General features: G+C 70.8%; 11 protein-coding genes and 1 tRNA gene. 8 read left to right on the top strand and 4 right to left on the bottom strand.

Annotated elements, in window-relative coordinates:
* Positions 1–373 precede the first annotated feature (373 nt).
* Positions 374–1,063, bottom strand: a complete 690-nt coding sequence (locus tag ACF9IK_RS26610) for a hypothetical protein (RefSeq protein ID WP_395296617.1) — start codon at positions 1,061–1,063, stop codon at positions 374–376.
* Positions 1,064–1,150: 87 nt separating this feature from the next.
* The gene (gene polA, locus ACF9IK_RS26605) at positions 1,151–3,835 is read right to left on the bottom strand and encodes a DNA polymerase I (protein WP_395298691.1); all 2,685 of its coding nucleotides are present in this window, start codon (positions 3,833–3,835) and stop codon (positions 1,151–1,153) included.
* A 313-nt stretch (positions 3,836–4,148) separates the two neighbouring features.
* On the opposite strand from polA, the gene ACF9IK_RS26600 reads away from it, so the two are divergent.
* From ACF9IK_RS26600 to ACF9IK_RS26575, 6 genes are all read left to right on the top strand, one after another.
* The gene (locus ACF9IK_RS26600; RefSeq protein WP_395296616.1) at positions 4,149–4,610 is read left to right on the top strand and encodes a PaaI family thioesterase; all 462 of its coding nucleotides are present in this window, start codon (positions 4,149–4,151) and stop codon (positions 4,608–4,610) included.
* 635 nt (positions 4,611–5,245) lie between these two features.
* Positions 5,246–6,478: a branched-chain amino acid ABC transporter substrate-binding protein gene (locus ACF9IK_RS26595; protein ID WP_395296615.1), complete on the top strand. Its 1,233-nt coding sequence runs from the start codon at positions 5,246–5,248 to the stop codon at positions 6,476–6,478.
* Between the two features lie 127 nt (positions 6,479–6,605).
* Positions 6,606–7,535: a branched-chain amino acid ABC transporter permease gene (locus ACF9IK_RS26590; RefSeq protein ID WP_395296614.1), complete on the top strand. Its 930-nt coding sequence runs from the start codon at positions 6,606–6,608 to the stop codon at positions 7,533–7,535.
* Between the two features lie 5 nt (positions 7,536–7,540).
* Positions 7,541–9,484, top strand: a complete 1,944-nt coding sequence (locus ACF9IK_RS26585; protein WP_395298690.1) for a branched-chain amino acid ABC transporter permease — start codon at positions 7,541–7,543, stop codon at positions 9,482–9,484.
* An 8-nt stretch (positions 9,485–9,492) separates the two neighbouring features.
* The gene (locus ACF9IK_RS26580; protein ID WP_395298689.1) at positions 9,493–10,347 is read left to right on the top strand and encodes an ABC transporter ATP-binding protein; all 855 of its coding nucleotides are present in this window, start codon (positions 9,493–9,495) and stop codon (positions 10,345–10,347) included.
* Positions 10,344–11,060, top strand: coding sequence for an ABC transporter ATP-binding protein (locus ACF9IK_RS26575; RefSeq protein WP_395296613.1), 717 nt, complete (start codon positions 10,344–10,346; stop codon positions 11,058–11,060). The genes ACF9IK_RS26580 and ACF9IK_RS26575 overlap by 4 nt, the downstream gene beginning before the upstream one ends.
* A 98-nt stretch (positions 11,061–11,158) precedes the next feature.
* Here the strand turns inward: ACF9IK_RS26575 and ACF9IK_RS26570 are convergent, their stop codons facing one another.
* Positions 11,159–11,845 carry an ANTAR domain-containing response regulator gene (locus ACF9IK_RS26570; protein ID WP_395296612.1) on the bottom strand — a complete coding sequence of 229 codons (687 nt, stop codon included), beginning with the start codon at positions 11,843–11,845 and terminating at the stop codon, positions 11,159–11,161.
* A gap of 68 nt (positions 11,846–11,913) precedes the next feature.
* On the opposite strand from ACF9IK_RS26570, the gene ACF9IK_RS26565 reads away from it, so the two are divergent.
* Together ACF9IK_RS26565 and ACF9IK_RS26560 are read left to right on the top strand one after the other, a co-directional pair.
* A tRNA-Leu gene (locus ACF9IK_RS26565) sits at positions 11,914–11,986 on the top strand.
* A 247-nt stretch (positions 11,987–12,233) separates the two neighbouring features.
* Complete coding sequence (locus ACF9IK_RS26560; protein WP_395296611.1) at positions 12,234–12,872, top strand: hypothetical protein; 639 nt, start codon at positions 12,234–12,236, stop codon at positions 12,870–12,872.
* 39 nt (positions 12,873–12,911) lie between these two features.
* Here ACF9IK_RS26560 and pyk read toward each other — a convergent pair whose 3' ends face one another.
* Positions 12,912–14,342, bottom strand: a complete 1,431-nt coding sequence (gene pyk / locus ACF9IK_RS26555) for a pyruvate kinase (RefSeq protein ID WP_395296610.1) — start codon at positions 14,340–14,342, stop codon at positions 12,912–12,914.
* Between the last annotated feature and the right edge of the window lie 269 nt (positions 14,343–14,611).

Here is a 14,611-nt window from a genome sequence, read left to right as displayed (position 1 = left end):
CGGGCCGAGGCCGCGCGGCAACGCGCGACGCCGGCCCGGCGGCGGGGACCGTCGGAGCCGGCTGACCCGGCACGGCTCGACCGTCGTCCGGCCGTTGCCGCGGGGAGCCCGTGCGCCGTCGGGATGCAGGCGGGGATCCGCCACACCTGCCGGGCGACCCCGGCCGTGGGCCGCGCGGGAGCGGACGATCCACCAGGCGGGCAGCCGCCGTCCGCCGCCCGGACGGACCGTCAGCACCGTTGAGTGCCCGGCGCCGTGCAGGCCCGGACCCGGCTGCTTCACGGCCTTCACCGGCATCACCAACCCGCCGCCTCGGCGCAGGGGCGGGCGGTGCGTCCGGGAGGACTACCCGCTCCGGCTCACCCGCTCCGGCTCACCCGCCGCCGGAGAAGCCCCCGCCGGAATTGGCCGAGCCGGAGCCGCCGTAGACCCATCCGCCGGAGGGGGGCCGGGGCTTGGGGCGGACGCGACGTTCGGTGCGCCGCAGAACGGGGATGCCGGCCGGGCCGAGCAGGTCCTCCAGGGAGCGCTGGAGCGCGTCGACATCGGTGCCGTCCGGCGCCCGGTGAGGGCTGCCGTCGTCGTCGGTCAGGGTCACCACCGTGATGGCGAGGGTGCGGACGGCCGGCTCGGGGTCGCCCTCGTAGGGATCCTCCACGGTCTCGTCCAGTTGGATGCGCCGCAGGCCGGAGATCGGGGCCCAGGCCTCGGCGCGGGCACCCCGGACGAAACGCAGTTCGGTCGGGGCCCGGGCCGGGGCGAACTGCACCCTGCGGACCGACCGCAGCTCGACGACCGCGGCGAACGGCCACAGGAGCAGCACGGCGGCCGCCCACAGCACCCCGCAGACGGTCACCGCGCCCACGAAGGTGGCACCGACGATCACCACGACCACGACGATCAGGATGCCGGCGGGGAGGAAGGCGAGGCCGACGCCGAGCAGGACGGCGAGCGTGCGCAGCACCAGGAACGCGGCGGCGGGCCAGGACCCCCCACCCGACTCGAACACGAGGTCGACGGTGGTGCCGTCACGGCCGCGGCGGAGCAGCTCATCGGCAGGCATACCCGCCAGGGTAGGACCGCTCCCCGCTGCCGGAAAGACCCCGGGCACAGCCTCGACGAAGCTGCACCCGGGACCTGTTGACGGCCGTCAGTGTGCGGCGGCCTCCCAGTCGGGGCCGACGCCGACGGAGACGTCGAGCGGGGCGCGCAGCGGGTAGGCGCCGGCCATCTGCTCGCGGACGATCGCCTCGACCTGTGCGCGCTCGCCCGGGGCCAGCTCCAGCACGATTTCGTCGTGGACCTGGAGCAGCATCCGGGACGCCAGGCCGGCCGCACGCAGCGCGTCGTCCACCCGGAGCATGGCGATCTTGACGATGTCGGCGGCCGAGCCCTGGATCGGGGCGTTGAGGGCCATCCGCTCGGCCATCTCGCGGCGCTGGCGGTTGTCGCTGTTGAGGTCCGGCAGGTAGCGGCGGCGGCCGAGCAGGGTCTCGGTGTAGCCGGTGGCGCGGGCCTCGTCGACGACCCGGCGCAGGTAGTCGCGGACGCCGCCGAAGCGCTCGAAGTAGGTGTCCATCAGGCCCTGCGCCTCGGCCGGCTTGATGCCGAGCTGCTGGGAGAGCCCGTACGCGGAGAGCCCGTACGCCAGTCCGTAGGACATCGCCTTGATCTTGCGGCGCATCTCGGCGTCGACCGCGTCGCGGGGGACCTCGAAGACCTGGGAGGCGACGGTGGTGTGCAGGTCCTCGCCGGAGGCGAAGGCCTCGATCAGGGCCTCGTCCTCGGAGAGGTGGGCCATGATCCGCAGCTCGATCTGCGAGTAGTCGGCGGTGAGCAGCGCCTCGTAGCCCTCGCCGACGACGAAGGCACGGCGGATCATCCGGCCCTCCTCGGTGCGGACCGGGATGTTCTGCAGGTTCGGGTCCTGCGAGGAGAGCCGGCCGGTGGCGGCGACCATCTGGTTGAAGGTGGTGTGGATGCGCCCGGCCGGGGAGACCGTCTTGAGCAGGCCCTCGACGGTGGTGCGCAGCTTGGCCTGGTCGCGGTGGCGCAGCAGGATGACCGGCAGCTCGTTGTCGGTCTGGGTGGCCAGCCAGGTGAGCGCGTCGGCGTCGGTGGTGTAGCCGGTCTTGATCTTCTTGGTCTTGGGCAGGGCCAGCTCGCCGAAGAGGATCTCCTGGAGCTGCTTGGGCGAGCCGAGGTTGAACTCGTGGCCGGCGGCTGCGTGCGCCTCCTCGACCACGCGCTGGATCTCGGCCGCGAACTGCGCCTCCAGACCGGTGAGCCAGGCCCGGTCGGCGGCGATGCCGGTGCGTTCCATCCGGGCCAGCAGGGCGGCGATCGGCAGCTCCATGTCACGCAGCAGACCGGTGGCGCCGACCTCGGCGAGGCGGGCGTCGAAGTGCGCGGAGAGGTCGAGCACGGCGCGGGCCTGGAGCATCAGTGCCCGGGCGCCGGCGGACGCGTCCTCCTCCGGGGCGTCGAAGGCGAGCTGGCCGCTCTCGGCGGCGGGCGCCGGGGCGAGCGAGCGGGCCAGGTACTCCTCGGCGAGCACCTCCAGGGTGAAGGTGCGGCGGCCGGGCTTGTCCAGGTAGGCGGCGAGGGCGGTGTCGGCCACGACGCCCGCGATGGTCCAGCCGCGCTCGGCGAAGGCCCGCATGACCTGCTTGGCGATGTGCAGCGCCTTGGGGGCGGCCGGGTCGGCCAGCCAGGCGGCGAGGGCGCGCTCGTCCTCCTCGGCGAGCAGCGCCGGGTCGAACCAGGCGGCCGTCTCCCCCGTCGCGAGCGCGATCTCGGTGACCTCGCCGCTGCCGAGGGCCCACTGGTAGACGGCGGCGAGGGCGACCGGGGCCTTGTCGGCGGCGTGCTCGGCGAGCCAGGCGGCGAGCGTGCCGGGGTCGGTGAGCAGTTCACCGTCGACCTCGATGCCGGGGGCGGGCTCGGCCGCGGCCTCGGGCTCGGCGGCGGCCGGGTCGATGCCGAAGACGCGGTCCCGGAAGTTGGCGTTGCGGAACTCCAGCGACTCCATCAGCGTGCCGACGGCCGCCCGGTCGAACGCGGAGCGGCCCAGGTCGTCGACGCCGAGCGGGAGTTCGACGTCGCGGACCAGCTCGGTGAGGACGCGGTTGCGCTTGACGGAATCGAGGTGCTCGCGCAGCTTCTCACCGATCTTGCCCTTCACCTCGTCGGCGCGGGAGACGAGTTCGTCGAAGGAGCCGAACTGGTTGACCCACTTGGCGGCGGTCTTCTCGCCGACGCCGGGAATGCCGGGCAGGTTGTCGGACGGGTCGCCGCGCAGCGCGGCGAGGTCGGGGTACTGGCGCGGGGTGACGCCGTACTTCTCGGCGACCTTCTCCGGGGTGTAGCGGGTGAGTTCGGAGACGCCCTTGGTCGGGTAGAGGACGGTGACGTGCTCGGTGACCAGCTGGAGGGAGTCGCGGTCGCCGGTGACGATGTCGACGTCGAAGCCGGCCGCCTCGGCGGCGGTGGCCAGGGTGGCGATGATGTCGTCGGCCTCGAAGCCCTCGACGCTCAGCCGCTGGACGTTCATCGCGTCCAGCAGGTCGTGGATCAGGCCGACCTGGCTGCGGAACTCGTCCGGCGTCTTGGCCCGGTTGGCCTTGTAGTCGGGGAACTCGGCGGAGCGGAAGGTCTGGCGGGAGAGGTCGAAGGCCACCGCGAGGTGGGTGGGCCGCTCGTCGCGGACGGTGTTGGCGAGCATCGAGGCGAACCCGTACACCGCGTTGGTCGGCTGGCCGGTGGAGGTGTTGAAGTTCTCCACGGGCAGCGCGTAGAACGCCCGGTAGGCCATCGAGTGCCCGTCGAGCAGCATCAGCCGGGGCCGGGCCGCCCCGCCGCCACCCGCCGCGCCCTTGTCCGTACTCTGCGTAGCCACGTCAACGTCCGTTCCTGCCGATTCCACTACCGGCCACCGATCCTATGGCCCGGCACCGACAAAAGGGGCGCGACCGCCGGAGGGCCCGCGCCGGCACCGGCCGGTGCCGGCGCGGGGCGCGCCGAGCGCGGGGCCCCGCCGCGCCGACCCGCCGCGCCAGCCCGCACCCGGCGCCCGCTACCGCCGAGTAGGGCGGTCGTACGATCACTGGCAGCACGACGACGTGACCCCGAGCGGCAGGAGCTCCCCCATGACCGACGCGTCCGACGCGGCCCCCGTCCTCAAGGTCCCGCAGGAGGTGCTGGACCACTTCGCCAAGCTCGGCGTGGACCCGGCCACCTTCTCCGGCGGCCACCTCGGCGAGAAGCTCGGCATCCGAATCGTCGAGGCCTCGGGCGACCGGGTGGTCGGCACCATGCCGGTCGAGGGCAACCAGCAGCCGTACGGGCTGCTGCACGGCGGCGCCTCGGCGGCGCTGGCCGAGACCCTCGGCTCGGTCGGCGCGATGCTGCACGCCGGGCCCGGCCGGTACGCCGTGGGCGTGGACCTGAACGCCACCCACCACCGCTCGGCCACCTCCGGCCTGGTCACCGGGGTGGCGACCGCCGCGTTCAAGGGGCGCACCGCCGCCACCTACGAGATCGCGATCACCGACGACACCGGCCGGCGGATCACCAGCTGCCGGCTGACCTGCATGCTGCGCGACCTCTGACGCGACCTCCGGGCCGACCGGCGCGCCCACGGGGGCGCGCCTGACGCAGCGTCAGCCCGGCCGACCCCCCGACGACGGGTCAGCCGGACTTACTGACCATCAGATCCCTTACGGGCCCCCTTGTTTGACCTTCGACCGCCCTGGGCAGGCGTTGGTCTATACAAGGGGGCCCCTGCGTGTTCACAGAATTTCAACCGTGTAACGCTGAGTGACATCGAGGGAATTCACCCGACGAGGGACCCCGACGCCCCGAGTGACACGGAAGTCCGTTCGTCAACCCCACGAACGTCCGATATTCGGACGAGCAGGCCCGACACGAGCACATCGGACGGTCTCGTCCGGTTATCGGAGAGGCCAGGAGTAACCCCCATTTCCGGGCCTTACACCTTTCTACCGGCCGGTAGAACCCCAGCAGCAACGGATCGATCGAGCCAAAACGACCACATAGTGAGACGCCGGCTCCTTGTGCTCATAACAAGAGAATCACAGCCTCGCCGCACCCCTGCCCGAGCCCGCCCGACGGCATCTAGAGTCACGGCCAGTCACCGCGCCACCGGATTGGGCCAGGCAGCCCATCGCGCATCCCGGCTCCCGCCATTCAGGCGCGGCGCCCTCCTGAACCGAAGGGGACCCCTGTGCGTCATCGTTCAGCAGTTGTCGTGAGCATTGCCGTGATCGGCGCCCTCAGCCTGAGCGCCTGCGGCTCCCGCGGCGAGAAGAAGTCCGGGGACGGCAACAACGCCGGGTCCAGCACCACCGTCACCATCGGTGTCGACGCCCCGCTCACCGGCGACCTCTCCGCCCTCGGCCTCGGCATCCGCAACTCCGTCGAGCTCGCGGCCAAGCAGGCCAACGAGAAGAACGAGGTCCCCGGGATCAAGTTCCAGATCAAGGCCCTCGACGACACCGCCAAGCCCGCCCCGGGCCAGCAGAACGCCACCCAGCTGGTCGCCGACAAGGACGTCCTCGGCGTCGTCGGCCCGCTCAACTCCAGCGTCGCCCAGTCGATGCAGCAGATCTTCAACGACGCCAACCTCGTCCAGATCTCCCCCGCCAACACCGGCGTCGCCCTCAGCCAGGGCGAGAAGTGGGCCAGCGGCGAGAAGGCCCGCCCGTTCAAGTCCTACTTCCGCACCGCCACCACCGACGCCGTCCAGGGCCCGTTCGCCGCCCAGTTCCTGGTCAAGGACGCCAAGAAGACCAAGGTCTTCCTCATCGACGACCAGAAGACCTACGGCGCCGGCCTCGCCGCCACCTTCAAGGGCGAGTTCACCAAGCAGGGCGGCCAGATCGTCGGCGAGGAGCACGTCAACCCCGACGACCGCGACTTCGCCGCCGTCGTCACCAAGGTCAAGTCCTCCGGCGCCGAGGCCGTCTACTACGGCGGCGAGTACCCCGCCGCCGGCCCGCTCTCCCTCCAGCTGAAGGAGGCCGGCGTCAACATCCCGCTGATGGGCGGCGACGGCATCCAGAGCGGCGACTTCATCAAGCTCAACCCCAAGAGCCAGGGCGACTACGCCACCGCCGTCGGCCTGCCCGTCGAGGAGCTCCCGACCGCCGCCAAGTTCATCGCCGACTACAAGAGCGCCGGTTACAAGGACGCCTACGAGACCTACGGCGGCTACTCCTACGACAGCGCCTGGGCCATCATCCAGGGCGTCAAGGCCGTCGTCACCGCCAACGGCGGCAAGCTCCCCACCGACGCCCGCGCCAAGATCGTCGAAGCCGTCCAGAAGGTCTCCTTCGAGGGCGTCACCGGCAAGGTCTCCTTCGACGAGTTCGGCGACACCACCAACAAGCAGCTCACCGTCTACGCCGTCAAGGACGGCAAGTGGGCCGTGGAGAAGTCCGGCACCTTCAACGGCTGACCCGACCCGCACGTCGAACAGCCACAGCACACCGGAACACACGCGCGGGGGGCGCCACGAGTGCCCCCCGCGCGCCCCACATCCACCACCCACGCGGACCCACCCCACGCACAACGGAGGCCCAGCGGTGCACGACCTACCGCAGCAGCTGGCCAACGGCCTGATCCTCGGCGCCCTCTACGGGCTCGTCGCGATCGGCTACACGATGGTCTACGGCATCGTCCAGCTCATCAACTTCGCCCACGGCGAGATCGTCATGGTCGGCGGCTTCGGCGCCCTGACCGCCTACCTCGCCCTCCCCGGCGGCACCACACTCTGGCTGGCCCTACCGCTGATGCTGATCGCCGGCATCCTGGTCTCCACCCTCACCGCCGTCGCCGCCGAGCGCTTCGCCTACCGGCCCCTGCGCACAGCCCCCCGGCTCGCACCGCTGATCACCGCGATCGGCCTGTCGATCCTGCTCCAGCAGCTCGTCTTCTCCTTCTACCCGGACGCCAAGAAGGCCCGCGTCTTCCCCAAGATCCCGGGTGACCCCTTCGAGCTCGGCTCCATCACCATCCAGCGCAGCGACCTCTTCCTCCTGATCGCCGCCCCGATCTGCATGATCGCCCTGGGCTGGTTCGTCACCCGCACCCGCTCCGGCCGCGCCATGCAGGCCACCAGCCAGGACCCCGACACCGCCAAGCTGATGGGCATCGACACCGACCGCATCATCGTCATGGCCTTCGCCATCGGTGCCGCGTTCGCCGCCGTCGCCGCCGTCGCCTACGGCCTGCGCAGCGGCCAGGTCGACTTCCGGATGGGCTTCATCCTCGGCCTCAAGGCCTTCACCGCAGCCGTCCTCGGCGGCATCGGCAACATCTACGGCGCCATGCTCGGCGGCGTCGCCCTGGGCCTCGCCGAAGCCCTCGCCACCGGCTACATCCAGCACCTCCCCGGCATGCACCTCTTCGGAGGCGGCGCCTGGAAGGACGTCTGGGCCTTCGTACTCCTCATCGTCGTCCTGCTCGTCCGACCCCAGGGCCTGCTCGGCGAACGCGTCGCGGACAGGGCGTGAGCACCATGACGACCACCTCCACCACCGCCGGCACCGAGACCACCCCGGTCCTCTCCCTGCCGACCCGCGCCGCCGTCCTGCTCACCGGCCTCGGCGCCGCCGCCACCGTCGCCTCCGCCCTGATGTCCTGGACCTGGACCGACGAGTTCCCCGGCGACCTCACCTACTACGGCTCCCCCGCCGGCCTGCAGTGGCTCGCCCTCACCGGCGGCCTCCTCACCCTCGTCCTGCTGCTCGCCGCCCAGGGCGTCCCCGGACTGCGCTGGGCCGCCCCCACCCGCAGCAACAACGCCGTCCTCCTCGCCGCCACCGGCGCCTTCGCCGTCGCCTGGTTCTCGATCGCGGCCATCGCCGTCGACCTCGGCGGCCTCGCCAACCTCGAACCCGGCGGCTGGGTCCTCGGCGCCGGATCCCTGCTCGCCCTCGCCGGCACGCTCGGCCTCCCGCTCGACCGCCGCACCGGCGTCACCCTGCGCGTCCTCGACCGGCGGCTCTTCCTGCTCGTCCCGATCGCCGCCGTCGTCTGGTTCGCCACCCACGCGATCCCCGAGGACAAGCCCGTCGCACCGGTGCTCACCGCCCTCGCCGGCGGCATCGCCATCGCCGCCGCGGCCGTCCTCCTCCTCCAGCTCGGCCACCTCGTCAACCACTGGCTGAGGCTCTCCAACACCACCCGCCCGCTCCCCGCGGCCCGCGAGCTCCCCTCCTACCTGGAGATCCTGCTCATCGTCGTCGCCTTCGGCATCGGCCTGTTCGCCATCACCTTCGGCATCGACACCGAGTACGGCGAGCTCTTCATCGCCTACCTGCTGCTGGCCGCCTCCGTCGGCGCCTCCCTCGGCAAGTCCGGCCTGCTGCCCCGGCTGCGCGCGCTGACCGTCAAGTACCGCTCGGTCACCACCGGCGCCGCGTTCGCCGCCGCCGCCAGCTTCCCGTTCACCCAGACCAGCGACCAGTACACCTCGGTCGCCACCAACATCCTGATCTTCGCCACCGTCGCCCTCGGCCTCAACATCGTCGTCGGCCTCGCCGGCCTGCTCGACCTCGGCTACGTCGCCTTCCTCGGCGTCGGCGCCTACGCCGCCGCCCTGGTCTCCGGCTCCCCCGCCTCCCCCATCCACGTCCAGTTCCCCTTCTGGGCCGCGATGCTCACCGGCGCCGCCGTCTCGATGGTCTTCGGCGTCCTGATCGGCGCCCCCACCCTCCGGCTGCGCGGCGACTACCTCGCCATCGTCACCCTCGGGTTCGGCGAGATCTTCCGCATCACCATGCTCAACCTCAACGGGACCACCGGCCCCAAGATCACCAACGGCTCCAACGGCATCCCCCGGATCCCCGACCTCAACATCCTCGGCTGGAACCTCGGCAAGCCCACCAACCTGTTCGGCATCGAGCTCGGCCGGTTCTCCAACTACTACCTGCTGATGCTCCTGGTCACCGCCCTCGTGGTGCTGGTCTTCGCCCGCGTCGGCAACTCCCGCATCGGCCGCGCCTGGGTTGCCATCCGCGAGGACGAGACCGCCGCCGAGGCCATGGGCATCAACGGCTTCCGCCTCAAGCTCCTCGCCTTCGCCCTCGGCGCCTGCCTCGCCGGCCTCGCCGGCACCGTCCAGGCCCACGTCAGCTACACCGTCACCCCCGACCAGTACACCTTCGCCGAGGCCCTCCCGCCCAACTCCGCCTTCCTCCTCGCCGCCGTCATCCTCGGCGGCATGGGGACCATCAGCGGCCCGCTCGCCGGCGCCACCCTGCTGTTCCTCGTCCCCAAGAAGCTCGAATTCCTCTCCGACTACCAGTTGCTCGCCTTCGGCATCGCCCTCATCGTGCTGATGCGGGTCCGCCCCGAGGGCCTCATCCCCAACCGGCGCAGCCAGCTGGAGTTCCACGAGGCCTCGATCCCGGCCCAGTCGACCGGCGACACCGCCACCCTCACCAAGGCAGGGGCGTGACCACCCAGATGACCACCAGCAACGCCCCCACGGCCGTCTCCGACCGGTCCGCCCCGGCCCGCCCGCTGCTCGAAGTCGCCGGCGTCACCATGCGGTTCGGCGGCCTCACCGCTGTCAACAACGTCTCCCTCACCGTCGGCGAGGGCGAGATCATCGGCCTCATCGGCCCCAACGGCGCCGGCAAGACCACCTTCTTCAACTGCCTCACCGGCCTCTACGTCCCCACCGAGGGCAAGGTCGCCTACAAGGGCACCGTCCTGCCGCCCAAGCCCCACCTCGTCACCCAGGCCGGCATCGCCCGTACCTTCCAGAACATCCGGCTCTTCGCCAACATGACCGTCCTGGAGAACGTCCTCGTCGGCCGGCACAGCCGCACCCGCGAAGGCCTCTTCGCCGCCATCCTGCGCGGCCCCTCCTACCACCGCGCCGAGGCCGAGAGCCGCGAACGCGCCATGGAGCTCCTGGCCTTCACCGGTCTCGCCGAGAAGGCCGACCACCTCGCCCGCAACCTCCCCTACGGCGAACAGCGGAAGCTGGAGATCGCCCGCGCCCTCGCCTCCGACCCCGGCCTGCTGCTCCTCGACGAGCCCACCGCCGGCATGAACCCGCAGGAGACCCGCGCCGCCGAGGAGCTCGTGTTCGCCATCCGCGACCGCGGCGTCTCCATCCTCGTCATCGAGCACGACATGCGGTTCATCTTCAACCTCTGCGACCGCACCGCCGTGCTCGTCCAGGGCCAGAAGATCGTCGAAGGCGACCGCGAGACCGTCCAGAACGACGAGCGCGTCATCACCGCCTACCTCGGCGCCCCGCTCGAAGGAGCCGCCGAGGGCACCACCGCAGCACCGGAGGACACCCAGTGACCGCACTCCTTGAGGTCGAGGACCTCCGCGTCGCCTACGGCAAGATCGAAGCCGTCAAGGGCATCAGCTTCACCGTCAACCAGGGCGAGGTCACCACCCTGATCGGCACCAACGGCGCCGGCAAGACCACCACCCTGCGCACCCTCTCCGGGCTGCTCAAGCCGACCCACGGGAAGATCACCTTCGACGGGCAGCCGCTCAACGCGATCCCCGCCCACAAGATCGTCTCGCTCGGCCTGGCCCACTCCCCCGAGGGCCGGCACATCTTCCCCCGCATGACCATCGAGGAGAACCTCCTCCTCGGCGCCTTCCTGCGCAGCGACACCGCCGGCATCGCCGCGGACGTGGAACGCGCCTACGGCCTCTTCCCGATCCTCGGCGAACGCCGCAAGCAGGCCGCCGGCACCCTCTCCGGCGGCGAGCAGCAGATGCTCGCCATGGGCCGGGCCCTGATGTCCCAGCCCAAGCTGCTCATGCTCGACGAGCCCTCGATGGGCCTCTCGCCGCTCATGATGCAGAAGATCATGGCGACCATCGTCGAGCTCAAGGCGAGCGGGACGACCATCCTGCTGGTCGAGCAGAACGCCCAGGCGGCGCTCTCGCTGTCCGACCAGGGCTACGTCATGGAGACCGGCCGCATCGTCCTCCAGGGCACCGGCGCGGACCTGCTGCACGACGAGTCCGTGCGCAAGGCCTACCTCGGCGAGGACTGACCTCCGCGCCGCCGCGCAGGCAAGAGCGAAGGGCCCGGCTCACCGCCGGGCCCTTCGCCGTTTCCCGTTCCCCCCGCAGTCGTCCGCCCCCTCGGCCGCTACTCGCCCTTGGCCTCCTCGGCCTTCTTGCGGTCCTGGGCCTCGCCCTCCTCGATGACCGCCTCGGCCACCGCGGCCATCGTCATCCGGCGGTCCATCGAGGTCTTCTGGATCCACCGGAACGCCGCCGGCTCGCTCAGCCCGAACTTGGTCTGCAGCACGCTCTTCGCCCGGTCCACCAGCTTCCGGGTCTCCAGCCGCTGCGACAGGTCGGCGATCTCCTGTTCCAGCGTCCGCATCTCGGTGTACCGGGAGACGGCCATCTCGATCGCGGGCACCAGGTCGCTCTTGCTGAACGGCTTCACGATGTACGCCATCGCGCCCGCGTCCCGGGCCCGGTCCACCAGCTCCCGCTGCGAGAACGCGGTCAGCATCAGGACCGGCGCGAGGTGCTTCTCGTGGATCCGCTCGGCGGCGGACAGGCCGTCCAGGACCGGCATCTTCACGTCCAGGATGGCGAGGTCCGGCCGGAGCTCCTCGACCAGCTTCACCGCCGTCTCCCCGTCCCCGGCCTCGCCGACGACGGTGTACCCCTCTTCTTCGAGCATCTCCTTCAGGTCGAGGCGGATCAACGCCTCGTCCTCGGCGATCACGATCCGGGTGATCTGGGGCGAATCGGTCTCAAGCGGCTGCGCCTGCTCGTCGGCGGTGCTCACGGGGCTCCTCGTTCCGGCGGGGTACTGCATGCATGAGGGTACCTAGACACGGTATGTTTGTTGTCGCAGGGTCGGGGTCAACCTTCGAATCTGCGGATGCCCCGGTAGCCCAGCGGTAGAGGCAATGGTCTCAAACACCATCCAGCGTGGGTTCGAATCCCACCCGGGGTACTTTCCTTCACTTTGAAGGTCGAGTCGGATTTCATGAATCTTCACCGATTCGAGTGAACATTCGAGCAGGCGCCGGATCGCACCGGACGCTTCGCACACGCTCGTCCACATGTGCGACATGGCGACCCGCAGGCGCGCCCTGGAACTCCACGCTACCGGACTGACCTTCAGCCAAGTCAGCCGGGCGACCGGAATATCCCGGTCTGCGATCCGCGGCTGGGCATCGGGAGCCCTGCCCAGCCCACGCATGGCTGCCGAGCGCCCGGTCCGTCATGGTCGCCTCGATCCGTCCCGCCCCCGCGCCAACCATGCCTACCCGCTCGGGCTGTACCTGGGTGACGGATGCATCAGCGAAGGCCGCCGCAGGGTTCACGCCCTCCGCATCGCCTGTGGTGACACCTGGCCCGGCCTCATCGAGGAGTGCGCGCAGGCCATCAGCGCCGTCATGCCGAACAACAAGGTCCGGCGCGTCCGTGCACCCGGCTGCACGAGTGTCGTGAGCACCAGCAAGCACCGGCCGCGCCTCTTCCCCCAGCACGGCCACGGCCCGAAGCATCTGCGAACGATTGCCCTTGCTCCGTGGCAGCAGGAGATCGCCGGCACCCATCCCTGGGAGCTTCTCCGCGGGCCGATCCACTCCGACGGCTGCCGCATCACCAACTGGACCGTCCGCACGGTCGGCGGCATCCGGAAGCGCTACGAGTACCCGCGGTACTTCTTCACCAACACCTCGACCGACATCGCCCGACTCTTCACCGACACCCTCGACGCCGTGGGCGTGCGGTGGAAGGCGTCGAAGCCCCGTGCCACCGGCCGGGTCGACATCTCCGTCGCCCGCAAGGAGTCCGTCGCCCTCATGGACGCCCACATCGGGGCGAAGTACTGACGGCGACGCGGCCCCTCACCAGGGCCGCGTCGCCTCGGGTCAGTTGTCCAGCGTCCCCACGTGGTGGACTCGAACGAGGTTGGTGGATCCGGCGAGGCCGGGCGGGGAGCCGGCGGTGATGACGACGATGTCGCCCTTCCGGCAGCGGCCGAGGGACAGCAGGGCCGCGTCGACCTGCTCGACCATCTCGTCGGTGGTGGGGGCGAACGGACCGAGGAAGGTCTCGACGCCCCAGGTGAGGGCGAGTCGGCTCCGCACGGCGGGTTCGTAGGTGAACGCGAGGACGGGGATCGGCGATCGGTAGCGGGTGAGGCGGCGGGCCGTGTCGCCGGACTGGGTGAAGGCGACGAGGTACTTGGCGCCGAGGAAGTCACCGATCTCGGCGGCCGCGCGGGCGACGGCACCGCCCTGGGTACGCGGCTTGCTGGAGGGCGTGAGCGGGGGAAGGCCTGCGGCCAGGATGTCGGACTCGGCGGCCTCGATGATGCGGCCCATGGTGCGGACCGTCTCGACCGGGAACTTGCCGACGGAGGTCTCGCCGGAGAGCATCACCGCGTCGGTGCCGTCGAGGACGGCGTTCGCGACGTCGGAGGCCTCGGCGCGGGTGGGCCGCGAGGTATTGATCATCGAGTCGAGCATCTGCGTGGCGACGATGACCGGCTTGGCGTTGCGCTTGGCCAGCTTGACGGCGCGCTTCTGGACCATCGGGACCTGTTCGAGGGGCATCTCCACGCCCAGGTCGCCGCGGGCCACCATGATGCCGTCGAAGGCGTCGACGATGGCGTCCAGATTCTCGACCGCCTGCGGCTTCTCCACCTTGGCGATGACGGGGACGAAGCGCCCCTCCTCGGCCATGATCCGGTGGACGTCCTCGATGTCCCGGCCACTGCGGACGAAGGAGAGCGCGACGAGGTCGGCGCCGGTCCGCAGGGCCCAGCGCAGGTCGGCGACGTCCTTGTCGCTGAGCGCGGGCACGGAGACGGCGACACCGGGGAGGTTGAGGCCCTTGTGGTCGGAGACCAGGCCGCCTTCGACGACCAGGCAGCGGACCCGCGGGCCGTCCACCTCGACGACGTCCAGGCAGACCCGGCCGTCGTCGACGAGGATCCGCTCGCCGGGGGTGACGTCGGCGGCGAGGCCGGCGTAGGTGGTGCCGCAGCCGTTCTGGTCCCCCACGACACCCTTGTCGGTGGAGATGGTGAACTCGTCGCCGCGTTCGAGAAGTACCGGCCCTTCGGCGAAGGTCTCCAGTCGGATCTTCGGGCCTTGAAGGTCGACGAGGACACCGACGCTACGGCCGGTCTCGTCGGCGGCCTTGCGGACCCGGCGGTAGCGCTCCTCGTGCTCGATGTGGGAGCCGTGGCTGAGATTGAGTCGGGCGATGTCCATCCCGGCGTCGACCAGGGCCTTGATCTGGTCGTACGAGTCGGTGGCGGGCCCGAGGGTACAGACGATTTTTGCTCGGCGCATACCCTGAGCGTAGGCATTACCGGCGCGTAACATCGCCGTAGGTCCGAACAGCAGGATGACCTTTGCAGGAAGGCGAGTTGAACAATCTGACGCATCGCCGCCCGGACGCCCACGATCGGGCGACGGCCACGATCGGCGGGTTGACGCGGCGGCCGGCGGAGCAGCGCCGGGGCGCCCCTCGGACGCACAGGTGGAACGAGCGTTCGACGATGCGATTCCGTGAAGGGGTGTTCACCTTTCGTTCACCACGGCTTCCGCCGTAGCTCGCG

Origin of the sequence: Kitasatospora hibisci (genome assembly GCF_043950205.1) — a bacterium.
Taxonomy (GTDB): Bacteria; Actinomycetota; Actinomycetes; order Streptomycetales; family Streptomycetaceae; genus Kitasatospora; species Kitasatospora hibisci.
Note: the sequence above shows the minus strand (reverse complement) of the source record. Positions and strands in the feature narration are given on the sequence as shown.